This window comes from Gorillibacterium terrae, assembly GCF_051594785.1.
Taxonomy (GTDB): Bacteria; Bacillota; Bacilli; order Paenibacillales; family NBRC-103111; genus Gorillibacterium.
In genome coordinates this window covers 83,376-106,375 of the sequence record NZ_JBPPGI010000002.1, presented here as the reverse complement: position 1 = coordinate 106,375, position 23,000 = coordinate 83,376, and the positions used below count along the sequence as shown (strand labels likewise).

The following is a 23,000-nucleotide window of genomic DNA, read 5'->3' as shown; positions in this document are numbered from 1 at the left end:
GTACACCCCACCGATTATTTCAAGGCATCCTCTATCTTCGCTTGCGCTTCCTTCACCGCCTGTTCCGGAGTCGTATTCAAGGTTAATACTTTTTGCAGCGCACCCGATATCGCGTTTGAGATATCCGGCCATTTCGGAGAAGGGCCGCGAGGCTGTGCATATTGCATTTCTTCGTTAAACACTTTTAGAATCGGGTCGTTCGTCCAATAAGCATCCGTCGCCACATCCTTGCGGGATGGAAAATACCCGAAGCTCTGCGCGAACGGCTTGATAACGTCCGGGCTGGCGACATATTTAATGAATTTAACGGCGTCATCCACGTTCTTCCCGTTAACGACGCCCAGATTCTCCCCGCCCAGGACCGACGTATATTTCCCATCCTTCGGCAAGAGCGTCACTCCGTATTGCAGATCAGGCGCATTGGTTTTAAGCTCCGGAATCTGCCAAGGGCCATTCACCATCATCGCGACTTTTCCCGCTGCGAACTGTTTCATCACATCGGCTTGTGTCCAGTTCACCACTTCTTTGCTGATGGAATTGTCTTTGACCAAATTTTCAAGGAAAGTATAGGCTTTAATCCCTTCCGGGCTATCGACATGATCAAAGCTTGCGCCTGCACTCAGGAGCCAAGGAAGGAATTGGAAGGTCCCTTCTTCATTGGCCAGTCCGCTGAAGCCCAGTCCCTTCACATCGCTGTTCGATAGCTTCTTGGCAGCCTCACGGAGTTCATCCCAAGTCGTCGGCGGCTTCAATCCGGCAGCATCCAGCATCTTCTTGTTGTAGAAAAGAGCCAGGTTATTGCTGCCGAGTGGAATACCATACAATTTGCCGTTGAGCGTTGCCGAATTTAAGGGGCCTTCATAGAATTGATCCTTATCCGGCCAATCCTTCAATTTATCCGTGATGTCCGCGAACAACCCCATCGCCGCATAAGCCGCGGTGTCCGGATTGTCAATCACCACGATATCGGGCAGCTCCTGGGCCGCCAGCCCGACAGATAGCCGCTTCTTAAACTCGGCGAAAGGAATGAACTCGGGAACGACCTCCACTTGGGGATCCACTTTCGAGTATCCGGCCGTCAGGCTGGCCATCTTGTCAAATCGGTCTTTCCCTTCGAAATAAAACCACAGCTTCAGTTTTTTCTTCTCTCCGTCACTTTCCGTCTTTGCAGACGCTTGTTGGGAGACTTGCGGAGACGAAGCATCATCGGGCTTCTTCGTGTCCTTGTTGCTTGACGACCCGCATCCGGCAGCAGCAGCAAGGAAGAGAGAAGCGAGTATGATGGTTGGAATTGCTTTCTTCATCTTGGTTAACCCTCCTTTTGGTTTGTGAGGATGAAGCTTATTGACTTGGTACGCTTTCATTTTAGATTCGTGAAAGCGCTTTGATAATTCTAAATTTCTAAGAAAGGTGGATAGAGTTAAAGTCACTTTTCAACAAATGATGAACCGCCAACAACAAAAAAGCATAGCGAAGGCCAAAATCGCCTCCTTATGCTTAAGAAAAAAACCTCTATTTTGACACTTCCGCTTATGGTTGCTTCCGTATGGCTTGAATCGCTTCCGAGGCTTCCTTGGCCGCTTCCTCGGGCGTTCGGTTCAGCGTGACCACCTTGACCGCTTCTTCGGAGATCACCTTCGATAGAGCAGGCCATGCCGGATCCGGCCCCCGTACTTGGGAGTAATCCAGTGTCTTGGCAAACACCTTCATCCGAGGATCTTCTGTCCACTCCCGTTCCCTCACCAGATCCTTACGGGCCGGGAAATAGCCGAACCCTTGAATGAACGACTTCAGCACTTCGGCAGAGCCGACATATTTCAGAAATTCCACCGCTTCCGGAACGTGATCCCCCTTTACGACAGCCAAGTCTTCCCCGCCCAGCACAGAAGCATAGGTTTTATTCCTTGGAATTTCCGCCACTCCATACCGCAGGTTAGGCGAGATCGCGGCAAGCTCCGGAAGCTGCCACGGGCCATTCACCATCATAGCGATGTTTCCTGCCGCGAACTGCTTCATCACATCAGCCTGAGTCCAATTTATGACATCCTTGCTCATGGAGCCGGATTGTACGAGCTGGCTAATGATTCCGAAGGCTTGGTTTCCCTCGATTGACCCCAGATGATCGACATCTCCGCCTGCCGAATAAAGCCAAGGCAGGAATTGATAGGTTCCTTCTTCCGTAGAGATTCCGCTGTACCCGAACCCTTTCACTTTCCCATGGGTTAATTTGCGAGCCGCGGTTAGAAACTCATCCCAGTTGGTCGGCACCGGAATGGCTGCAGAGGCGAACATGTCCTTGTTATAAAAGAGCGCCAAGCTGTTAACGCCCAAGGGAATCCCATATACTCCGTTCTGATCGCTCACCGTCCTCCATGGCTTCTCATAAAATTGGACCTGGTCCTTCCAATCCTTCAATAAATCCTGAATATTTGCCAAATTTCCTTCGCAGGCATAAAAGGCCATGTCCGGGTTGTCCATAAAGAGAAGATCGGGCAGATCCTCGGAAGCCATCCCGACGGAAATTCGTCTCTTGAAGTCCGTAAAGGGAACAAATACAGGCTGTATCTCAATGGTCGGATGCAGCTTATGGAAGCCGTCTGTTAACGCCTTGACCTTATTAAATCTCTCTCGCCCCTCGAAATAAAACCATAGAGTCAATTGCTTCGGGCGAATAGAGCCTAAATCCCGCGCAACAATCGGCTTCTCAATCGGCTTCCCAACCGATGCCGAAACGCATCCGGAACATAAAGATACCATAAGCAACACGGCGGTGCCCAACGTCCATCGTTGGCTCAAGGCACCATCAGCCCCTTTCTCGGAGTAACGAACAAGCAGATTGGCTTAACTTTATCTACTTTTCTTAAAATATTCGAGTAATATAAGCGCTTACATTCCATTATAATCACAATTGCAATCCTCTACCAAATGATCAAATTCATTTTTTGAAAGGGGGATGCTCCTACCGTAAGCTCTGCAGAACCGAGACCGTTCCAAAATCAAAGGAGGTTGGTGTATGAAAAAATCATTCGTAACCCTATTGGGATTTGCCTTACTGATCTCAGGTGCAACCCCTCTTCAACCTGCTTATGCGGCATCGTCCATAACCGTCGATTTGTCGGCTGTCATCGGTCCGGCAACCCATGCAGGGTCCGGTTCCTTGTACGGGGTGATTGAAAGCAAGCCGGATAATAGTCTGATCCTTCCATTGCGCATCAAAGCCTTGAACAATCCGGCAGTCGCAGGGCACCAACAGCCATGGGGGGCTGCTGTTCCGGTAGCGCAAAGGGTTGCCCCCATGGGCACGAAGGTCTCGATTCGCCTTGCAGACTGGTATGGAGGTTGGTACAGCTATACCAATTTGACGGACTGGTTTGGCAAAATGACACAGACGGTCAATGATGTTAAGGCGGCCAACCTTTCGAACGTGTACGGCTATGAATTATGGAATGAGCCAGACGGAACCTTCCATGGAAAATATGTGGCGAGTATGGATGCCAGTGACAGCTATGCCCAGATTACCGTCCAAGTACCGACCGCGGGAACGTATCCCATCACCATTCGTTATGCGAACGGAACTGGCAATAATGCGACGCAATCCATGAGTGTGAACGGAGAAGCTGCCAAGACCGTAACATTCCCGAAAACCGGAGGATGGTTTGTATACTATGGCGCCGGTGCCGCTTCTTTATCCATGAACCTGACTCTCAAAGCAGGCAGCAATACCGTTCGTCTAACGAAAGGCGGCACCGGTTCCGTTGAACTTGATTATCTGGAAGTGACGGCCGGGGGAGCGGTCAAACGCTATGAGTTTGAAGATGGCACGGTCAATAACAGCACGGTTAAAGTGGGAGGGCATGCCTCCTCGACGGAAGTCGGAAATATGACGTTTAATGAATTTTACAGTGTATCGCAAAAAAAACTGAAGCAGCTTGATCCAACGGCGAAAGCGATTGGCCCGTCCTTCATGAAGTACACGCACAATGGGCTCTACTCCTTCTTGAGTTATCAAAAATCCCAAGGAACCCTTCCCGATCTTATCGGTTGGCATGAATTAAGCGGCGATGACGTCACCCAAAACATTACCGATTATAGAACCATTGAGGCTTCATTGGGAATTTCACCTCTTCCCATTAGTCTTAATGAATACGGGCAAAACGGCTTGCTCGCCGACGAAGGCGTTCCGGGCTCCGCCGCTCCTATGATTGCTAAATTCGAAAGACTGCAAGTCGATTCTGCGATGATCAGTTATTGGGATGTCCCGCATCCAGGCAGGCTCGGAAGCCTTCTGGCAACGGACACAGACCGAAATGGAGGTTGGTGGTTCTATAAATGGTATGGGGACATGACCGGCAATATGGTAAAAACCGTCGCCCCCAATCCGGCTGTTACCAGAGCCGTCGATTCTTTCGCCAATGTCGATGCCGACCGAAAGTTTGCCAGCATTTTATTTGGCGGAGAAACGGATGGAAGCGTTAATGTGACGATCAACCATTTCCCCGCCTTCTTTGGCTCGCGGGTACATGTACGCCTGGAATCGACGCCTTATGCAAGCATAAATTCCATCGTCAACACCACCACTACTCTCTGGGAAGGCGATTATGCCTTATCCGGCGGACAGCTGATGATCCCCGTCAGCGGAATGAATTCGAAAGACGGCTATCGGATTACCCTAACGCCATCAGGTCAGCCCCTGAATAAGGTAGAGGCCGAGGATGCGGCGGTCAACCATGCAAATCGTATCAACGGAGCCAATGCATCAGCAGGCAAGTATGTTGGTCAGATCGATTATTCCGATAGTTATGTGGACTTTTATGTCAAAGTACCGGTGGCAGGCGACTATGTCATGTCAACCCGATATGCCAATGGCACAGGCAGCAATGCTACCCATCAGTTAACGGTCAATAGGGGAACTCCTTCTACGGTCACCTACGCCCCAACGGCAGGATGGGGACAGTTTGACAATGTAAACGTGAACGTGAACTTGGCAGCCGGTGACAATGTCATTCGACTGAGCAAGGGATCGACAGGTTACGCAGAGCTCGATTCCATTGAAATTATGCCGGCTGCTCAAAGTGTCATTCAGAGCGGCCACGTTTATAAGCTCACCAATGTGAACAGCAACAAGGTACTGGGCGTGTCCGATATGTCCTTAAACGATGGGGCAAACGCTGTGCAATGGGGAGACACCGGCACATCCGATCACGAATGGAAAATCGATCGGTTGAGCAGCGGATATTACAAACTGACGAATATGAACAGCGGTAAGGTATTAGGAATTGCGGGTATGACTGGTGACAGTAATGCCAATGCCGTGCAATGGGAAGATAACGGTTCTGCAGATCATGAATGGCAGATTATTCCTTCGACGGGTGGCAGCTTCAAACTCGTCAATCGCAACAGCGGCAAGTTGTTGGGTGTGACCGGCATGTCGACAAGTGACGGCGCACAGGTAATCCAATGGGGCGATACGGGGACACCCGATCATAATTGGACGTTGACTTTTGTAAGATAGATCCTTTTCATCGCCTTTACAAAAGAAATCCAAATCTCGTTATGAGATTTGGATTTCTTATTTACCCAATGGTTATGAATAACCCGCGTCGTTACCGCCTGCAAATGTCGTGTCCGCCGTGTAAACTTCGCAGGCTCCCCTCTTATCGCTTCGCCTTATAAAATTCATGATACAGCTTCATCAAGGCCCGTTTCTCGATCCGTGAGACATAGCTGCGGCTGATGCCGAGCTCTTTGGCGATCTCCCGCTGCGTTCGCTCCTCGCCCCCCGTATCCAGCCCGAACCTCCCCCGGATCACCTCCTGCTCGCGGGGGTCGAGAATATCGAGATGAGCGTAGATTTTCGATTTCTCGATCTTGAGTTGGACTTTCTCTGCGACGTCGTCCGCTTCGGTGCCGAGGATATCGATCAAGGTAATTTCATTGCCTTCCTTGTCCGTTCCGATGGGGTCGTGAAGGGACACGTCCTTGCGCGATTTTTTCAAAGAACGGAGGTGCATCAGGATTTCATTCTCGATGCACCGAGCCGCAAAGGTGGCCAGCTTCGTGCCTTTATCGGGCGAGAATGATTCGATGGCCTTGATCAGCCCGATGGTGCCGATGGAAATCAGGTCCTCCAGGTCCTCGCCGGTGTTGTCGAACTTCTTGACGATATGCGCCACGAGGCGCAGGTTGTGTTCAATGAGCAGGTTCCGCGATACCGGATCTCCCTGCTGCATCCGTTTGAGGTGCTTGACCTCTTCCTCCTCGGACAGAGGCTGGGGAAAGGCGTTGTTTTTGACGTAGGAAACGAGAAGCGACAGGTTCTTGATGAACAGGGCTATGGTTCCAAGCAGTCCCGGCATGGGGCGACACCTCCCGCGGATGTACAATGAAACCGATCCGGATGCCTCACGGGTTCATGGTCATTTCATTGTATGTGGGCGGGAGCCCGGAAGTGCCTGTTCGGAAGAGCCATCAAGGATGTTTCCTTATAGAGAGCCACATCCATAGGGACCATTCAGTACTGGACGCTTCAATTCCGGTTGAGTCTGTAAAATGGTTTGTGTTAACTCCCAAACCCAGTAAAATGGGAACTAACGAGAGGTGGGAGAATACATAGGAATGTAGAGCAAGGAACAACTGCGGACATTCATCAAGGAGAACAACGTGGTGACCGCGCAGGACGCGCAGAATGCCCTGAAGAACCTGTTTGCGGACACGCTGCAGGGACTGCTGGAAGCCGAGATGGACGAGCACCTGGGCTACGAGAAGCACGACGTCAGCAACAAGAAGACCACCAACAGCCGCAACGGCAAAAGCAAGAAGCGGATCTCAAGCGAGTATGGCGAGCAAGAGATCGCCGTTCCCCGCGACCGGCAAGGCGAGTTTGAGCCGGTGGTCGTGAAGAAGCACCAGACCAACGTGACCGGCATCGAAGACCAGATCATCGCCCTCTACGCCAAAGGCGTGAGCACACGAGAAATCCAGGATCACCTGTAGAATATGTACGGCTTGGACATGTCCCCGGGGTTCATCTCCAATGTGACGAACAAGGTTCTGCCTCTATTGAAGGAGTGGCGGAATCGGCCGTTGCAGAGCGTCTACGCCGTGGTTTTCCTGGATGCCATCCACTTCAAGGTCAAGCAAGACGGGGCGATTGTCAACAAGGCAGCCTACCTGGTCATCGGGATCGACCTCGACGGCAACAAGGATGTGCTCGGCATGTGGGTTGGGGAGAATGAGTCCGCCAAGTTCTGGCTGAGCGTCTTGAATGACTTGAAGAACCGGGGCGTCCAGGACATCCTCATCACTTGTGTGGACAACCTGACCGGCTTCTCCCAAGCGATTACCGCCTGCTACCCAAAGGCCGAGATCCAGAAGTGCATCATCCACCAGATCCGCAACTCTACCCGCTACGTCTCCTACAAGGACTTGAAGAAGGTCACCTCCGACCTCAAGCCGATCTACAAAGCGGCTACGGAAGACCTGGCCTTGCTGGAGCTGGACCGCTTCGAGGAGACCTGGGGCACCAAGTATCCGCTCATCATCCGCTTCTGGCGCACCAACTGGGACGAGCTCGCCACCTTTTTTAAGTATCCTCCGGAGCTTCGCAAGCTGATCTACACTACCAATATGATCGAAAGCTACAACCGGCAGCTTCGCAAGGTGACCAAGGGAAAGAGCATCTTTCCCAGCGATGAGGCGCTGATCAAGATGCTCTATCTCGTCACGATGGACGTCACCCGCAAGTGGACAGGCCGCGTCCAGAACTGGGGACAAATGCTCCTCCAGTTGTCCGTCTTCTTCCCGGATCGGATCGGTCAGCACTTACCGTTAGAGACGATTCTCCCTTTCGGGGAGAATTCTCTATAATGATTATATACAAAACTATTGACAGACCCGTTTTTCACCCGGGCAGCGACTCTCTCGATATTCAATCGATAATCACCTAATCCAACATAGAACATAACAACTTCAAAGCCTTTACTCTTCGCTTCACGCATTTGACGAATGACGTTACCGCCTGCCAAAGTCGTCTCGATTGAAAAATCCCGTTTGTTCCGAATACAATCTCTTACAATCTTAATTGCTTCTTTTCCGGCACTTACTTTGTAACGTTCGGGTTGATCTATCCAATTTCGCCCGATCCCCTGTTAGCTTGATGAACTTATTTAAGTCCTTCATCCGGCTCACATGCCTCACCGCCTGATTCGAATTATCTTTCCAATAACCACTTTCCCGAACAAATTCTATTTCATTATTTTTCAAATAATCGACAAAATCTAATGCTATTTTTTGGCCGTCCAAAGATAATTAATCGCTTATATAATTTTCAATTTTTCGTTTATCCATTTCATTCCTCCTACACAAAATATAAATAATATAATGTTAACAGTTGATAACTGTTGTGAATCAAAATTATTTCTACAGCTTGGTATTTATGTTAACATTTATGTTGCAAATGAATATTCAAGGTATCTATCGTTCTCTGTATCAATATACTCTGAGATCATTTCTTTTGCATCCTCACACCCCACATTGAAATAGAATTCAACCGTTTCAAAAGATGGAATTGCTGAAATATAAAGTTTATCCGCTTTCATTTTTACAGAACGTTCACAGATTTCTCCAAATAACTTCTTACCTACACCGTTTCTTTTCCATTTGTCATCTACAAAGAGCATTGTCAAATTTGCATACTTAGCTGTTTTACCAAGCAAATAACCATCCACGCAACAAAATCCAACAAGAACATCACCATCATACGCAACAACAGTTGAACCACCTCTTTCTATCTGCTGTCGAAGATATTCTGTTATCCATATTCTTTTTTCTTTGTCCCACTCACGCAAATCAGAAGCATCTACTAATTCCCATCTGTTGTTACTATGCACCCATTTTTTAGTTATCATCTGATGATGATTAAAATTTAGAAACATATTAGAAGTAATATTATTAACAGCTAAATCAATAAATTTTATCATATGTTCACCTCTATAACTTCAAAGTTTTCTATTTATCACTATATTACTTACGTCACGATCTACCACAAATTGTATACTAATTGCCATATAAATAATACATCAAATTACATAATTTTGGAGTTTGTAAACTGGATTGTGTAAACTCCCAAACCCAGTAAAATGGGAACTAACGAGAGGTGGGAGAATACATAGGAATGTAGAGCAAGGAACAACTGCGGACATTCATCAAGGAGAACAACGTAGTGACCGCACAGGACGCGCAGAATGCCCTGAAGAACCTGTTTGCGGACACACTGCAGGAACTGCTGGAAACCGAGATGGACGAACACCTGGGCTACGAGAAGCACGACGTCGGCAACAAGAAGACCACCAACAGCCGCAACGGCAAAAGTAAGAAGCGGATTTCCAGTGTGTATGGCCAGCAAGAGATCGCCGTTCCCCGCGACCGGCAAGGCGAGTTTGAGCCGGTGGCCGTGAAGAAGCATCAGACCAACGTAACGGGCATCGAGGACCAGATCATCGCTCTCTACGCCAAAGGCGTAAGCACCCGAGAAATCCAGGATCACCTGCAGAACGTGTACGGCTTGGACATGTCCCCGGGGTTCATCTCCAACGTGACGAACAAGGTTCTGCCTCTGGTGAGTAGTGGCAGAATCGGCCGCTACAGAGCGTCTATGCCGTCGTTTTCCTGGATGCCATCCACTTCAAGGTCAAGCAGGACGGAGTCATTGTCAACAAGGCAGCCTACTTGGTCATCGGGATCGACCTCGACAGCAACAAGGATGTGCTTGGCATGTGGATTGGGGAGAACGAGTCCGCCAAGTTCTGGCTGAGCGTCTTGAATGACCTAAAGAATCGTGGCGTTCAGGACATCCTCAATACCTGTGTGGACATCCAGAAGTGCATCATCAGCTCGTCATCTCCTAAGAGATAGCTTCTCCGAGAGTACTTTCTGTAGACACCGAAGCAAATGAAGGCGAGTCTATTAATGAAGAATAATGAAATCACAAGACAGGCAATCAGGGTTAACCACCCCAGGCAGGTAACCAAAATATCCTGATCATTAACGGGATGCACCCGATCAGAATCCATTTGAAAGTATGCAACCCGTATTTCATTTCCAATAGCGAATGACATTCGAGTGAAGTTTTTGCTCCAACATAATCAACTCCTACGGCAACTTTCATCATAATATATCAAAGAACATTGACCCTTCTCTGTCAGTAAACAGATGTTCGGAAACACAAAAAACGCCTAATAAAAGATCATCAGCTGATTGATAAGAGAAGTACTCATTCGGAATGTCGTGTCCGCAATAAAAAAAGGAGGGTATCCCCTCCTGGAATTCAAAGTCCCTTCACTCATCGCTTCGCCTTATAAAATTCATGATACAGCTTCATCAAGGCCCGTTTCTCGATCCGTGAGACATAGCTGCGGCTGATGCCGAGCTCTTTGGCGATCTCCCGCTGCGTTCGCTCCTCGCCCCCCGTATCCAGCCCGAACCGCCCACGGATCACCTCCTGCTCGCGGGGGTCGAGAATATCGAGATGAGCGTAGATTTTCGATTTCTCGATCTTAAGCTGAACCTTCTCCGCCACATCGTCCGCTTCGGTGCCGAGGATATCGATCAGGGTGATTTCATTGCCTTCCTTGTCCGTTCCGATGGGGTCGTGAAGGGACACGTCCTTGCGCGATTTTTTCAGAGAACGGAGGTGCATCAGGATTTCATTCTCGATGCACCGAGCCGCAAAGGTGGCCAGCTTCGTGCCTTTATCGGGCGAGAATGATTCGATGGCCTTGATCAGCCCGATGGTGCCGATGGAAATCAGGTCCTCCAGGTCCTCGCCGGTGTTGTCGAACTTCTTGACGATATGCGCCACGAGACGCAGGTTGTGTTCAATGAGCAGGTTCCGAGATACCGGATCTCCCTGCTGCATCCGTTTGAGGTGCTTGACCTCGTCTTCCTCGGACAGAGGCTGGGGAAAGGCGTTGTTCTTGACGTAGGAAACGAGAAGCGACAGGTTCTTGATGAACAGGGCTATGGTTCCAAGCAGTCCCGGCATGGGGCGATACCTCCCGCGGATGTACAATGAAACCGATCCGGATGCCTCACGGGTTCATGGTCATTTCATTGTATGTGGGCGGGAGCCCGGAAGTGCCTGTTCGGGGACTGGCCGAACGAGAAGAATGCCTGAAGCTGACTCCTCCTGCTCCAACCGCCCCGCAGACTTCGATTCCTAATCGGTTCCTTCATGCCGCGCATAAATTCCCTCACCTAAAGCTATCGCGTGCTATAATAAGGAAGCAAAGGAACGAACCGGATTTTTGATCAGCATATAGATCGGCATACATAAGCGGGAAAGCAATTCTGAATGGTGAGGAGCCGCATTTTTATGAATGTGCTTACAACTCGAAGTCTTACAAAACGATTTCGCTCGCACACGGCCTTAGATGACGTGAATGTGGACCTGGAACGGGGAAAAATCTACGGGTTTGTCGGGAATAACGGGGCAGGAAAGACGACGTTCATGCGGATGATTTGCGGGCTGGGTTATCCCACCTCCGGCAGGATAAGTTTGTTCGGAGCCGAGGACGAAAAGGGTCTGCAAAAGGCCCGGCAGCGTATCGGAGCCCTGATTGAAGCCCCCGTCTTCTATCCGGATATGACCGCCCGCCAGAATCTCCTTGCCCAGAGCATGCTCCGCGACGGCTCCGACAAGCGGCAGGTCGACGAACTTCTTCGTCTGGTCGGGCTGGCCGGGGTTCGCTTCCGCCGCATGCGCAACTTTTCCACCGGTATGAAGCAAAGATACGGTCTCGCGGCAGCGCTGCTGGGGAAGCCGGAGCTCCTTATCCTGGATGAGCCGCTCAATGGCTTGGATGTGGAAGGGATGGACGAGATCAGCGAACGGCTTGCCGCCCTCTGCCGCGAGCACGGGATGACGATCCTGCTCTCCAGCCACTTGCTTGCCCGGTTGGAAGGGCTGGCCACCGATTATATTTTCATAGACTATGGAAAGATTGTCGAGTGCATCACGGCGGAAGAACTAAGAGCAAAAGCGAACGGAGACCTTGAAACCTATTTTCGCCGTCTCGTTCAGCACGATGTATTTGGGATGGGGGATTACCGTGTTTCGCGTCTTTAAATCCGAGCTGTACAAGGCCGTCCATAACCTTCCGTTCTGCGCCATGTTTCTGATTTTCGCCGTCTTGTCCCTCGGGATGACCGGCATGGGAGTCGGTTCACGCGATGCACACCAGGTGCTTGTCTACCATTCTCCCGTTAACGAATCCTACACCAGCGCCATTCAAGCCGTTATCGCATCAGGCTATTTTGCCAAATACGATACGTTAGAAGAAACCTTTTTGATTGCCACCGAGGCGGAGCCATTGCTTCAGCCGGGAGGTACGCTGCACAGCGAATACGGTTGGCTGCTTACGAAGAGCCATGAGTCCAAACAATATATCGAAGATACCTACTATCCCGCGGATGCGGAACATGTGCAGGAATCCTGGAGGTTTGACCGACTCCTTAACGACGATGCCGCCATTGCGCTTCTCGGCATCCTCTTTTCCGTCTATTTTTTTGGTCAGGATTTTACGCGCCGCGGCTTCAGTGCATATATACTCGCGGGCATCGGTCGCCCCCGTATCCTTGCCGGCAAATTCTGCGCCTATCTCCTCGCGGCAACTCTATTCTCGCTTGTCTTGGCAACGGCCGCAATCGCTACCTTCGTCCCAAACGTGTTGGTGCTTGGTTCGGGTTACGTGATGCGCTGCATAGCGACCCGCCTCATGGTTGATCTCGGATTTCTTTGCTTGACGGTGATTTTCCCCTTTATCTTCCGGGATGTGATCAAATCCGTAGGGGCCGGCATCCTATTTTCAACGCAGTTTCTTAGCAATAAAGCGATCGTTGATTTGCATGTTTTAGATGCCTATCTCACCCCCTCTCTCTGGACAACGGAATTTTCGGCAAAGGCGTTTTTCCCTGCACTGCTTACCACCGTTGCCATCTTCATCGCGGCGTTTACGGGGGCTAACCTGCTCTTCCGCCGAATTTCGTTGAAGTGAGGGTGCGATGAGACTATTCAAATTTGAACTGTATCGTCTTAGCCGAGATCGTGCCATTTGGGGGACTTTGGCTGTTATGGTTGCCATCGCGATGCTATTCGCTTATTTGGACCGTCGTCATTTCCTTGGGCTTCCCCTCGAGGTCGTTGCCAATCATACGCTATCCGATCCTCGCTTGTCGATGTGGGCCGGCATCCTGCTTGCTCCCGCATTCGTCAGCCTGGATAATCATAACCGGACATTCTCAATCCCTGTATGCCTAGGCTACAGCCGAGCGGGAATCCTTATGCCAAAAGCGCTGGGGTATTATCTTCTTGGGGTGGCGGCATTGGCGATTTCGGTCACAGGCGCCGTGTGGGTTAGCTATGGCGGGGTCGCTTTTCAGGAAGGAATGGTGGAAAAACTCGCACTCCTTTCCTTGCTGAACGGAGCCACGATTACCGTTCCACTGGTGGTTGCTTTCGTTATTCGCGATCTGTTTGCGAGCGTGGCGACAACGGCTGTTTTTACCTATGCGATGCAAAAGCTGATGGAGCATGGGACGCCGACCGCTTTGCTTCGCTTTTACCCGCCCTATCTGCAAATGGACCCTGCCCTTTGGAGTGAATGGGCAGGAGCCCTGTCCGCTGCATGCATCAGTGTAGGGTATATCGCGGCGGGTCTGATCGTTTGTTTCCTTCTCGTGAAGAAACGGGAGTTAAAGTAGGCACTTCCGTCAGCTTCGGGTCGGCTCAGGCCAGAAGGCAGGCCTCGCGGCACAATTCCTCCAATGTCCAGACGCGAGCCTCCGAACAAAAGGCAGCTTCCCTTCCGCAGACGGACAATTTATAGTTCCCGTCGATCCGGTATTGCTTAAAATGCCAGCCGTCGGTGTTCGTTCCGGCCCGCGCCCGCCCCTCCTCGTCCAAGCCGCAGGAGAACGAGTTCAAAGGCAGGGATAATCCCCTGCCAACCGCCTTGATATAGCTTTCCTTCAAGGTCCAGAGATCGTAAAAGTAGGACAGTTGGTCGCGGCTATCCCGGCTCAGCAAGTCCCTGTACTCGTCGGCCGAGAAAAATCGCCGGGCAATGTCGAGCTCGATCGACCGGATTTGTTCGATGTCGATGCCGACCGGCTGCCCTGCCGTTGCCCACACGACCCACTCGCCCGAATGGGAGGCGTTGAAGTGAAGTTCCCCGTTATCTCGCAGGGCGGGCTTTCCATAGGGGTTGACTTCAAACTCAATCCGGCCAAGCGGGATATTCAGTTGCCTGCTCAGCGACGTTCGGATGCCGATATCCGCCAGCAGACTCCGCCATGCGTCCTCTCTCCTTCGAAAGCAGCGTATTCTGCTCTGCTTGGCTGGACTCGTCCAATGCAGCAGACGTTCAAACCACGGTTCGCAGCCGGAATAATCATTGAGGTTGACCGCATCCACCCGGATGGGCAGCCGCTCTTCTTCATCGATTCGGGTTTTACCCGCTATTTCCTCATTTTCCCCTTCCATATAACCCTCGCTTTTTCCCCATATTGGAATTCTGCATGTCTATTATACCGGCGTTTCCCGAAAAAAGGCAGCCCTTCTGCGAATCGCAAAAGAACAGGTAACCATACTATTACCGCAAGGCTATCTCGACGAGGAGGAACGCTCAATGGGCAAAAAGAAATCGCTCAAAGCCGACATGCAATCCATGGCCGACAAAGCGGAGCAGGCGGAGACCACGAAAGAACATCCGACCACCAACACGAACATCGGCAAGTTCCACCAGCCCAACCGGCCGTCCGTATAGGCGGAAGCAAAACGCGCCCGGCCGGTCTTATCTCCCGGCAGGGCGCGTTTTCGGTTGACGCGTATCGAAAGGAACTCATGGACAATCCGGCAGCCATGCCCCGCTTTGCGCCTCCCGCCTCTCGGACGGCTCAGCGCCAAGACGGCGCAGCATCGCTTATCCCTCCGGCATGTCCTCCGTACGGAACAAATGCTTGCTCAGCCCGTGATAATAATTGCCCCGCTCCGCGGTAAACCGCAGGATGCAGTAATCGGGGTCCTCCGGCCCTTGCGGATAATACTGTTCGTCCCCCTCCTTCCAAAAAGCCAGCTTGGTTTCATTGTCGGTGCATACCTGCATGTCTCCGGTCAGCATCAAGCCGTGAAAGCCCTCCGAATCGACGAAATAGACGCTCGCTTGCGGGCGCTTCTGCCAGTGACCGGTCCGGATCGCCGACACGTTCGTGGAAAACCAGAACGTCCGAAGCCCTTCGTTCTTCACCCGAAACATGGCTTTTGTATTCGGATACCCTTCATCGTCGATCGAGCTTACCATCGCGTCTCGGCTTCCTTCCACGAGCGCCGTCACATCGTTGAGAATCGTCTGTTCCATTCCGAGCTCCTCCTCGAGTTTATTCCTCCAAATTGGCAATGATCCGGTTCAGCATCCGCTCCAGCTCCGCAATCTCCGGCTCGGACAAGCCCTGGTAAAACAACTCGTTCATCCGTTCCGAAACCCGGTCGTACCGCTCGCGGTAGTCCCTCGCCTTGTCCGTGATGGAGACCAGGATCTGCCTGCGGTTGCGCTTGTCCGGCGTCCGTTCGACCAGCCCGCTCTCCTCCATCCGGTCGAGCATGCTGGTCAGCGTGGTTTTTGCCAGCGAAGTCAGCCGTCCAATCTCGGTGATGGTGAGCGTTCCGTTCTCCCACAGGACATAGAGAATCCGGCCCTGCGCCCCGTTGAAGGCGTCGACGCCGCTCTCCTTCAGCATCCGCTCGAACGCCCGCGCCTGAAGCTGCTTAACCCGCGAAATCAAAAACCCGCCGTTCGACTTCGTAGTATCGCCTCCATTCTATATCGTATAATACTATATAGTACTGTTCACCTAACCAAGTGTACTCCCTTTCATTGACCCGCGCAAGAGGTTGGTATACATTTAGTATGATTCGCTAACCATTCACTAACGAAGGCTAACACAACGCGTCTGCCCATTTGGAAGGACAAGAAGGAGTTCAAGCATGAGCCAAACGATCGCCATACACGAAAACGGAATCCATCTCGTCTTCGCCGTCGAGCCGGACGGAGACTTGCTGCTGCTCCATGCGGGGGCAGCCCCCTTGGAGGAAAAGCTTATTTTGCCCGAACAGCGGCAGGGCTTCCGCGCCTTGGAGCTGCAAGCGTCGGGCGAGGACCGCGGAGAATATCACGGCCAGCTTCACCGCGCCTCCTACCCCGGCCTGCGGATGAAGTTCGCCGGCCATAGCGACAGCCGCAACGCCATCGGCCGCAAGCTGGAGCTTACGCTCCGCGACCCGGAGACCGGACTTGCCGCTACTTTGCATTATCAGTTCTACGATGGCATTTCCGTCATGCGGAGCTGGACGGAGCTCGTCAACCAGGGAACGGAAGCCCTCGATATCGAATATGTTTCCTCCTTCTCCCTGACCGGCCTTGCCAAGGAAGGGTCTTCGCGCCGCGATGACAAAATGGCGGTGTCGTATATGTACAACGGCTGGCAGTCGGAGATGCAGTGGCGGACCTATTCGCTGCCCGAGCTTGGGCTGTCGCAGCTCACCAGCCGCAGCTCCCGCCGGATTGCCCTCTCCACCTCCGGCTCCTGGGCGGCGGCGGAATTCATTCCGATGGCTCTGCTTGAGAACCGGGAGACCGGTTCCTGCCTGTTCTGGCAGATCGACCACAACGGCTCGTGGGAGTGGGAGCTGTTCGACCAGTTTGACCATCTCTCACTGCTCATTAGCGGTCCCAACGAGCATGACCATCACTGGTTGAAGCAGCTTGCGCCAGGCGCCCGCTTCGAGTCGGTTCCGGTCGCTGTCGGCGCAGCGCTGGGCGGAGCGGAGGCCGCCGCAGCCGCCCTCACCCTCTACCGCAGACGGATCCGCCGTCCGAACGACGACAACCGCCGGCTGCAGATCATCTTCAACGACTACATGAACTGCCTCTGGGGCAATCCGACCACGGAGAAGCTGCTGCCTCTCATCGACGCCGCCGCCGAAGCCGGCTGCGAGTACTTCTGCATCGACGCCGGATGGTACTCCGCCGGCGAATGGTGGGACGGGGTCGGCGAATGGCTGCCCTCCTCCGAGCGCTTCCCGGAAGGGATCAAGTTCCTGATGGACCGCATTCGCAGCCGGGGCATGGTGCCCGGCCTGTGGCTGGAAATCGAGGTCATGGGCATTAACAGCCCGAAGGTCGCCGAGACCGACGACAGTTGGTTCTTCATGCGCCACGGCAAGCGGGTCAAGGACCGCAGCCGCTATCAGCTTGACTTCCGCAACCCCGCCGTGGTCGCGCATGCCGACGAGGTCATTCGCCGGCTGGTCGAGGATTACGGCGTCGGCTATATCAAGATGGACTATAACATCAATGCCGGCATCGGCACCGAGACGGATGCCGACAGCTTCGGCGACGGGCTCCTGCAGCACAACCGGGCCTATCTCGCCTGGCTGGACCGGCAATTCGCCCGCTACCCCGAGCTGGTGATCGAGAACTGCTCCAGCGGCGGCATGCGCATCGACTACGCCATGCTGAGCCGCTACAGTATCCAATCGACCAGCGATCAGGACGACTACGTGAAGTATGCCCAGATCGCGGCGACGGCCCCGGCCGCCCTTACGCCGGAGCAGGCGGCCGTCTGGTCTTACCCGCTGCGCGAAGGCGACGACGAAGAAGTGATCTTCAATATGGTGAACGCCCTGCTCCTGCGCGTTCACCAAAGCGGCCACCTGGCCGAGCTGAGCCCGCGCCGCAAGGAATTGGTGAAGGAAGCGCTCGACTATTACAAGCAGATTCGCGGTTTCATTCCCGAAGCGCTGCCCTTCTGGCCGCTCGGCCTGCCGACCGCCGAGGACGACTGGATGAGCCTCGGTCTGCGGCACGGCGACCGGAGGTTCCTGGCCGTCTGGCATATCGGCGGCCGCAGCCGCACCGTGCAACTGCCGCTGCCCGCCTTAACCGGGCAGGAGATCGAGGTCACGACCGGCTACCCGAGCGGCTCCCCCGTCCGTTGGAGCTGGAACCTCTCCGACGGTCTGCTCACCGTCGAGCTGCCCGAGCCGAAGACCGCTCGCCTGCTTGAAATCCGCGTCGTGGGTTAATCGGTAAGCCGCCCGGTTCCCTGCCGCTGTAAGCGGATCGGCGCCCGCCAATAAGCGGCGGCTCATGCTGCAAAAACCGCCTCTTTCGACTAAAGAGGCGGTTTCTCGTATAAGCGAACATAGCCCTCCCGGCCGGGAGGGCTTGTTGCGCGGATGCTTCCGCTCTTTTTTCCATTTCGGCTTCCGTTCCGCTTGCCGATTCCGACTTACCCGCCGACGATTTCCATTCCGTTTCCATTCGGGCTATTTCCATCCCGTTTTCGCTTCGGCTATTTCAAACCCCGTTTCCTTCCGCCGAACCTCAAGGAATTAAGCCTCCGCGCTCGCAGGCTCATGCGACACGAGCGCATACCGTTCCCACTTCCGGCTGCGCCAGCGGAAGAACATGATGACGGCCCGGGTCCATTCGTCGGCGGCGATGGCCAGCCAGACGCCGGCGAGCCCCATATCCAGCCGGAAGACGAGCAGGTACCCGAGCGGCAGACTCATCCCGACCATCGAGAGCATGCCGATCCACACGGGGTATTGGGCATCTCCGGTAGCGCGCAGGCAGTTGATGATCACGATGTTGATCGAGCGGCCGGTCTCGAGCACGAGGCTCAGCAAAAGGACGTTCATCCCCATCCGGATCACGTCGGCATCGCTGGTGAACAGCCGCATGAGCGGCTCCCGCAAAACGATGATCACCGCTACCATGAAGGAGGTCCCGGCGAAGCCGATCCGGGTGCTCTTCCACACGCGGCGGTAGGCATCGTCCTGACGCGCCGCCCCGACCTGACGGCCGACGATGATCGAGGTACCCATCGCCACTGCCGTGGCGAACATGTAGATGAATTGCGAGAGGTTCGAGGCGTATTGGCGAGCTGCCATCGCCTGATCGCCGAGGAAGGTCACATAGTAGAAGAACATCATCTGGCAGGACTGGTAGACGATCTGTTCCAGGGCGCAGGGCAGGCCGATCTTAACGATCTTGCCGACGCGCTGCCGGGACAGCTCCAGGTAATTCCTGAACCGGGGCTTCCATTCCATCACCCGGTAGAACAGCCAGAGGAAGACGGCCAGCGCCGCAACCCGGCTCGTCACCGTCGAGATCGCCGCTCCCTCTACGCCAAGCGCAGGCAGGCCCGCGTGGCCGAAGATCAGGACATAATTCAAGGCGAGGTGCAGGACATTCATCCCGACGGAAACGTACATCGATTCCTTGGTAAAGCCGTGGACGCGGATAACCGCGGACAAAGCGTTCATCACGGCCTGGAGGAAGATTCCGCCACCGACGATCAGCAAATAGCGGTCGGCCGCAACAAGGATGTCGCCCTCCAGGTTGAGCGCCCGCAGCAAGGGTCCGTGCAGCGCCAGGAACAGGACGCTCAGCACGACGCCGACGAGCAGATTGAGCGTCACCGCCAGCGCCGAGATGCGGCCGGCCTCCTCCTTGTCCCGGTAGCCCAAGTATTGGGCGACGACAACGGATGCTCCGTTGCCGACCACCTCCAACAGCAGGACGGAAATAAACAAGAATTGGTTGGCTCCGCCGACGCCGGAAACGGCTTTATCGGAGATCGCGCTCAGCATGAACGTATCCACCAAGCCGAGCAGCGTAAACAGGAACAACTCCAAAAAAATCGGCCAAGTCAGCCGAAACAGCTTGAAATCTTCGGTCTTCTCCATCGTGTACCCCCTGCTGCCTTCTGTATCTTAATCTGGTTTAAGGAAAACCAGAAGCATCGTATCATGGAAAGCGCTTAACAAGCTATCGCCATTCTGTGCACTCTTCTTATGAGATCTTGGTATCGCCGCGCCTGCCTTCGCCGGACAAAAAAGCAGCAGGCCCCGTCTTGCGGAGGCCTGCTGCTTGGTTGGCGATGCGAGTTAGGGAAAGCGTATCTTGCTTATCTCGGGCTGCTTACTTGGCTGCCGGCACCATTTTGCCGTAGAAGGCGTCGCGGTAGATCTGGGCCAGCTCGGTGACCAGCGGCATCTTCGGGTTGGCCGTGGTGCATTGGTCTTCGAAGGCGCGGTCGGCGAGATAATCGGCCTTGGCTTCGAAGTCCTTGGCGTTGATGCCGACCTGTTGGAACGATTCCTCGATGCCGAGCTTCTTGTTCAGGTTGCGGATGGCTTCGATCAGGCTGTTCACGCCTTCTTCCGTCGTGCTGGCCGGCAGGCCCAGGAAGCGGGCGATCTCGGCATAGCGCTGGTCGGCGATGAAGTGCGTGTATTTCGGGAAGGAAGCGAACTTGGTCGGCTTCTGGGCGTTGTACTTGATAACATACGGCATCAGGATGGCGTTGGTGCGGCCGTGGGAGGTGTGGAACTCGGCTCCCCACTTGTGCGCCAAGCTGTGGTTGATGCCCAAGAACGAGTTGGCGAAGGCCATGCCGGCGATGCAGGACGCGTTGTGCATGTGCTCACGGGCATCGGGGTCGGCCGTCAGGTACGACTTCTCGATGTTGTCGAATACCAGCTTGATGGCCTTGAGCGCCAGGCCGTCGGTGAAGTCGTTGGCCATGACCGAGACATACGCTTCGATGGCGTGGGTCAGGACGTCCATGCCGGTATCGGCGACGGCGACCTTCGGCAGCGAGTAGACGAACTCGGGATCGACGATCGCGACGTCCGGCGTCAGCTCGTAGTCGGCCAGCGGGTACTTCGTGTTGCCTTGGTTCTTGTCGGTGATGACCGCGAACGAGGTCACTTCCGAACCGGTGCCCGAGGTGGTCGGGATGGCCACGAACTGGGCCTTCTTGCCGAGGCGCGGGTATTTGTAGATCCGCTTGCGGATATCCATGAACTTCTGCTTCAGGGCGTGGAAGTCGGTGTCCGGGTATTCATAGAACAGCCACATGGCCTTCGCTGCGTCCATCGGCGAACCGCCGCCGAGGGCGATGATGCAGTCCGGCTGGAACCGGTTCATCATGTCGACGCCGCGGTCAACGGTCGTGGTCGACGGGTCCGGCTCCACATCGGAGAACACTTCGATGAAGACCGGGGTCTGCCGCTTGCGCAGGTAGTGCTCGACTTTTTCGACGTAGCCCAGCTTCACCATGATCGGGTCGGTGACGATCATGACGCGGGAGATGTCGGGCATTTTCGCCAGGTATTGGGTCGCGCCCTTCTCGAAGTAGACCTTCGAAGGAACCTTGAACCACTGCATGTTGACCGTGCGGAAGGCGACGCGTTTGACGTTGATCAGGTTGACGGCGGTGACGTTCGACGAGGTAGCGTTGCGGCCGTAGGAACCGCAGCCCAGCGTCAGCGACGGCAGGTTGGTGTTGTAGATGTCGCCGATGGCGCCCTGCGTCGACGGCGAGTTGACGATGATGCGGCCGGTCTGCAGGCGGTCGGAGAAGGCTTGGATGACGGCGTCGTCATGCGAGTGGATGACCGACGAGTGGCCCATGCCGCCGAAGGCGACGACTTCCGCCGCACGCTCGATGCCTTCCTGGGCGTTCTTCACGCGATAGGCGGCGAGGATCGGGCTCAGCTTCTCGGCAGAGAGCGGGAATTTCGGGCCGACGCCTGAGATTTCGGCGACCAGGATCTTCGTTCCGGCGGGGACGTTCAGTCCAGCCATTTCGGCGATCTTCGTGGCGGGCTGACCGACGATGACCGGGTTGACGGCGCAAGTTTCGACGTTCAGGGCCATGGCCGTCAGCTTCGGAATTTCGTCCTTGCTCAGGAAGTAGCAACCCTGGGCGATCATCATCCGCTTCACTTGCTCGTAGACCGGCTCTTCGATGATGACCGATTGCTCCGAGGCGCAGATCATGCCGTTGTCGAAGGTCTTCGAGAGGATCAGGTCGTTGACGGCCTGTTCCAGATAGGCGGTCTTGTCAATGAAGCAGGGCACGTTGCCGGGGCCGACGCCGAGTGCCGGTTTGCCGCAGCTGTAAGCGGCTTTGACCATGCCTGCGCCGCCCGTTGCGAGGATCAGCGCAATGCCGGGGTGGTTCATCAGCGTGTTCGTGGCTTCCATCGACGGCTTCTCGATCCACTGGATGCAGTGTTCGGGAGCGCCGTGCTTGACGGCGGCTTCGTAGAGGATTCGGGCGGCTTCCGAGGAGCACTTCTGCGCCGACGGGTGGAAGCCGAAGATGATCGGGTTGCGCGTCTTGATCGAGATCAGAGCCTTGAACATCGTCGTCGAGGTCGGGTTCGTTACCGGGGTAATTCCCATGACCACGCCGACCGGCTCGGCGATTTTCTGATAATTTTCATAGGGGTTCTCTTCGATGACGCCGACCGTCTTATCGTACTTGATGCTGTGGTAGACATATTCGGTCGAGAAGATGTTCTTCGTGATCTTGTCTTCGTAAACGCCGCGGCCGGTTTCTTCCACTGCCAGCTTCGCGAGGTACATATGCTGATCGAGGCCGGCGAGCGCCATTTCCTGAACGATCTTGTCGATTTGGTCCTGCGTCATGCTCATGAACGCTTCTTGGGCTTTCTTGGCATTCTCGACGAGCTTGTTGATCGTCTCCTGTACGGTTGCCGAATCCTTCAATTTCTTTTCTTCCACTGCCATGGAAATCCCTCCATTTAATGTAGTGAATAAATTCACATGATAGCCTAAATAAAAAACTTTGATCTTCCTTTAGGGCCGGTGCGGCGGGCTTGGCGGCTTGCGTGAAGCGCGTAGGCAAGTGCCCCAGGTTGGCGTTGCTGCTTTTTAAGCTTGCTTTTCTGAAAGGATGTGCAACTTCAGTCCCAGTAGGACTTTTTCCGTCCCATAAGCTTGCGTGAACTTAATGTCTTTCATGTGTTCAATATACTCCATTTCCAGCCGGATGACAAGGGGGTTTTGCGAAAAAAAGTGAAAAATCTCTCTTGAATACGCTTTCCTTCCCTTTCTCTTCCCCCT

16 protein-coding genes and 3 pseudogenes are annotated in these 23,000 nt (G+C 53.9%); 8 read left to right on the top strand and 11 right to left on the bottom strand.

Annotation, left to right across the window (positions count from 1 at the left end):
- Positions 1–14: 14 nt before the first annotated feature.
- The gene (locus ACSEXS_RS10660; protein ID WP_438433210.1) at positions 15–1,304 is read right to left on the bottom strand and encodes an ABC transporter substrate-binding protein; all 1,290 of its coding nucleotides are present in this window, start codon (positions 1,302–1,304) and stop codon (positions 15–17) included.
- A gap of 226 nt (positions 1,305–1,530) precedes the next feature.
- On the bottom strand, positions 1,531–2,796 hold the full coding sequence (locus tag ACSEXS_RS10655) for an ABC transporter substrate-binding protein (protein ID WP_438433209.1): 1,266 nt from the start codon (positions 2,794–2,796) through the stop codon (positions 1,531–1,533).
- 217 nt (positions 2,797–3,013) lie between these two features.
- Between ACSEXS_RS10655 and ACSEXS_RS10650 the strand changes: the two genes are divergently transcribed.
- Positions 3,014–5,512: an RICIN domain-containing protein gene (locus ACSEXS_RS10650; RefSeq protein WP_438433208.1), complete on the top strand. Its 2,499-nt coding sequence runs from the start codon at positions 3,014–3,016 to the stop codon at positions 5,510–5,512.
- Between the two features lie 142 nt (positions 5,513–5,654).
- Here the strand turns inward: ACSEXS_RS10650 and sigK (ACSEXS_RS10645) are convergent, their stop codons facing one another.
- The gene (gene sigK, locus ACSEXS_RS10645; RefSeq protein ID WP_438433207.1) at positions 5,655–6,356 is read right to left on the bottom strand and encodes an RNA polymerase sporulation sigma factor SigK; all 702 of its coding nucleotides are present in this window, start codon (positions 6,354–6,356) and stop codon (positions 5,655–5,657) included.
- Between the two features lie 277 nt (positions 6,357–6,633).
- Here sigK (ACSEXS_RS10645) and ACSEXS_RS10640 point away from each other — a divergent pair.
- Positions 6,634–7,866: pseudogene (locus ACSEXS_RS10640) on the top strand (IS256 family transposase).
- 26 nt (positions 7,867–7,892) lie between these two features.
- On the opposite strand, the pseudogene ACSEXS_RS10635 reads toward ACSEXS_RS10640, so the two are convergent.
- Positions 7,893–8,117: pseudogene (locus ACSEXS_RS10635) on the bottom strand (hypothetical protein); the annotation flags it as partial.
- 327 nt (positions 8,118–8,444) lie between these two features.
- Positions 8,445–8,978: a GNAT family N-acetyltransferase gene (locus tag ACSEXS_RS10630; RefSeq protein ID WP_438433206.1), complete on the bottom strand. Its 534-nt coding sequence runs from the start codon at positions 8,976–8,978 to the stop codon at positions 8,445–8,447.
- 212 nt (positions 8,979–9,190) lie between these two features.
- Here ACSEXS_RS10630 and ACSEXS_RS10625 point away from each other — a divergent pair.
- Positions 9,191–9,888 (top strand): annotated as a pseudogene (locus tag ACSEXS_RS10625) (IS256 family transposase); the annotation flags it as partial.
- 451 nt (positions 9,889–10,339) lie between these two features.
- On the opposite strand, the gene sigK (ACSEXS_RS10620) reads toward ACSEXS_RS10625, so the two are convergent.
- Positions 10,340–11,041 (bottom strand): RNA polymerase sporulation sigma factor SigK, encoded by a 702-nt coding sequence (gene sigK, locus ACSEXS_RS10620; protein WP_438433205.1) that lies wholly within the window; start codon positions 11,039–11,041, stop codon positions 10,340–10,342.
- A 330-nt stretch (positions 11,042–11,371) separates the two neighbouring features.
- Here sigK (ACSEXS_RS10620) and ACSEXS_RS10615 point away from each other — a divergent pair, with 330 nt between their 5' ends.
- The 3 genes from ACSEXS_RS10615 (at position 11,372) to ACSEXS_RS10605 (ending at position 13,758) form a co-directional block, all read left to right on the top strand.
- Complete coding sequence (locus tag ACSEXS_RS10615) at positions 11,372–12,124, top strand: ABC transporter ATP-binding protein (protein ID WP_438433204.1); 753 nt, start codon at positions 11,372–11,374, stop codon at positions 12,122–12,124.
- Complete coding sequence (locus ACSEXS_RS10610; RefSeq protein ID WP_438433203.1) at positions 12,108–13,052, top strand: hypothetical protein; 945 nt, start codon at positions 12,108–12,110, stop codon at positions 13,050–13,052. Before ACSEXS_RS10615 ends, ACSEXS_RS10610 begins: the two co-directional genes overlap by 17 nt.
- A 76-nt stretch (positions 13,053–13,128) precedes the next feature.
- Positions 13,129–13,758 (top strand): hypothetical protein, encoded by a 630-nt coding sequence (locus tag ACSEXS_RS10605; RefSeq protein WP_438433202.1) that lies wholly within the window; start codon positions 13,129–13,131, stop codon positions 13,756–13,758.
- A gap of 25 nt (positions 13,759–13,783) precedes the next feature.
- Here the strand turns inward: ACSEXS_RS10605 and ACSEXS_RS10600 are convergent, their stop codons facing one another.
- A complete protein-coding gene (locus ACSEXS_RS10600; protein WP_438433201.1) occupies positions 13,784–14,539 on the bottom strand; it encodes a 4'-phosphopantetheinyl transferase family protein in 756 nt (251 codons plus the stop codon).
- Between the two features lie 145 nt (positions 14,540–14,684).
- Here ACSEXS_RS10600 and ACSEXS_RS10595 point away from each other — a divergent pair, with 145 nt between their 5' ends.
- Positions 14,685–14,822 (top strand): hypothetical protein, encoded by a 138-nt coding sequence (locus tag ACSEXS_RS10595; RefSeq protein WP_438433200.1) that lies wholly within the window; start codon positions 14,685–14,687, stop codon positions 14,820–14,822.
- Positions 14,823–14,978: 156 nt separating this feature from the next.
- Here the strand turns inward: ACSEXS_RS10595 and ACSEXS_RS10590 are convergent, their stop codons facing one another.
- Together ACSEXS_RS10590 and ACSEXS_RS10585 are read right to left on the bottom strand one after the other, a co-directional pair.
- The gene (locus ACSEXS_RS10590; RefSeq protein WP_438433199.1) at positions 14,979–15,413 is read right to left on the bottom strand and encodes a pyridoxamine 5'-phosphate oxidase family protein; all 435 of its coding nucleotides are present in this window, start codon (positions 15,411–15,413) and stop codon (positions 14,979–14,981) included.
- A 19-nt stretch (positions 15,414–15,432) separates the two neighbouring features.
- Complete coding sequence (locus tag ACSEXS_RS10585; protein WP_438433198.1) at positions 15,433–15,837, bottom strand: MarR family transcriptional regulator; 405 nt, start codon at positions 15,835–15,837, stop codon at positions 15,433–15,435.
- Between the two features lie 202 nt (positions 15,838–16,039).
- Here ACSEXS_RS10585 and ACSEXS_RS10580 point away from each other — a divergent pair, with 202 nt between their 5' ends.
- A complete protein-coding gene (locus tag ACSEXS_RS10580; RefSeq protein WP_438433197.1) occupies positions 16,040–18,139 on the top strand; it encodes a glycoside hydrolase family 36 protein in 2,100 nt (699 codons plus the stop codon).
- A 309-nt stretch (positions 18,140–18,448) separates the two neighbouring features.
- Here ACSEXS_RS10580 and ACSEXS_RS10575 read toward each other — a convergent pair whose 3' ends face one another.
- Positions 18,449–19,807: an MATE family efflux transporter gene (locus ACSEXS_RS10575; protein ID WP_438433196.1), complete on the bottom strand. Its 1,359-nt coding sequence runs from the start codon at positions 19,805–19,807 to the stop codon at positions 18,449–18,451.
- Positions 19,808–20,042: 235 nt separating this feature from the next.
- The gene (adhE, locus tag ACSEXS_RS10570; protein ID WP_438433195.1) at positions 20,043–22,664 is read right to left on the bottom strand and encodes a bifunctional acetaldehyde-CoA/alcohol dehydrogenase; all 2,622 of its coding nucleotides are present in this window, start codon (positions 22,662–22,664) and stop codon (positions 20,043–20,045) included.
- Positions 22,665–23,000: the final 336 nt, after the last annotated feature.

Excerpts from the sequence above, each read along its gene's own strand:
- ACSEXS_RS10660 (WP_438433210.1), bottom strand. The coding sequence starts at position 1,304 with ATGAAGAAAGCAATTCCAACCATCATACTCGCTTCTCTCTTCCTTGCT.
- ACSEXS_RS10650 (WP_438433208.1), top strand. The coding sequence starts at position 3,014 with ATGAAAAAATCATTCGTAACCCTATTGGGATTTGCCTTACTGATCTCA.
- sigK (WP_438433207.1), bottom strand. The coding sequence starts at position 6,356 with ATGCCGGGACTGCTTGGAACCATAGCCCTGTTCATCAAGAACCTGTCG.
- ACSEXS_RS10630 (WP_438433206.1), bottom strand. The coding sequence starts at position 8,978 with ATGATAAAATTTATTGATTTAGCTGTTAATAATATTACTTCTAATATG.
- sigK (WP_438433205.1), bottom strand. The coding sequence starts at position 11,041 with ATGCCGGGACTGCTTGGAACCATAGCCCTGTTCATCAAGAACCTGTCG.
- ACSEXS_RS10615 (WP_438433204.1), top strand. The coding sequence starts at position 11,372 with ATGAATGTGCTTACAACTCGAAGTCTTACAAAACGATTTCGCTCGCAC.
- ACSEXS_RS10605 (WP_438433202.1), top strand. The coding sequence starts at position 13,129 with ATGGTTGCCATCGCGATGCTATTCGCTTATTTGGACCGTCGTCATTTC.
- ACSEXS_RS10600 (WP_438433201.1), bottom strand. The coding sequence starts at position 14,539 with ATGGAAGGGGAAAATGAGGAAATAGCGGGTAAAACCCGAATCGATGAA.
- ACSEXS_RS10595 (WP_438433200.1), top strand. The coding sequence starts at position 14,685 with ATGGGCAAAAAGAAATCGCTCAAAGCCGACATGCAATCCATGGCCGAC.
- ACSEXS_RS10590 (WP_438433199.1), bottom strand. The coding sequence starts at position 15,413 with ATGGAACAGACGATTCTCAACGATGTGACGGCGCTCGTGGAAGGAAGC.
- ACSEXS_RS10580 (WP_438433197.1), top strand. The coding sequence starts at position 16,040 with ATGAGCCAAACGATCGCCATACACGAAAACGGAATCCATCTCGTCTTC.
- ACSEXS_RS10575 (WP_438433196.1), bottom strand. The coding sequence starts at position 19,807 with ATGGAGAAGACCGAAGATTTCAAGCTGTTTCGGCTGACTTGGCCGATT.
- adhE (WP_438433195.1), bottom strand. The coding sequence starts at position 22,664 with ATGGCAGTGGAAGAAAAGAAATTGAAGGATTCGGCAACCGTACAGGAG.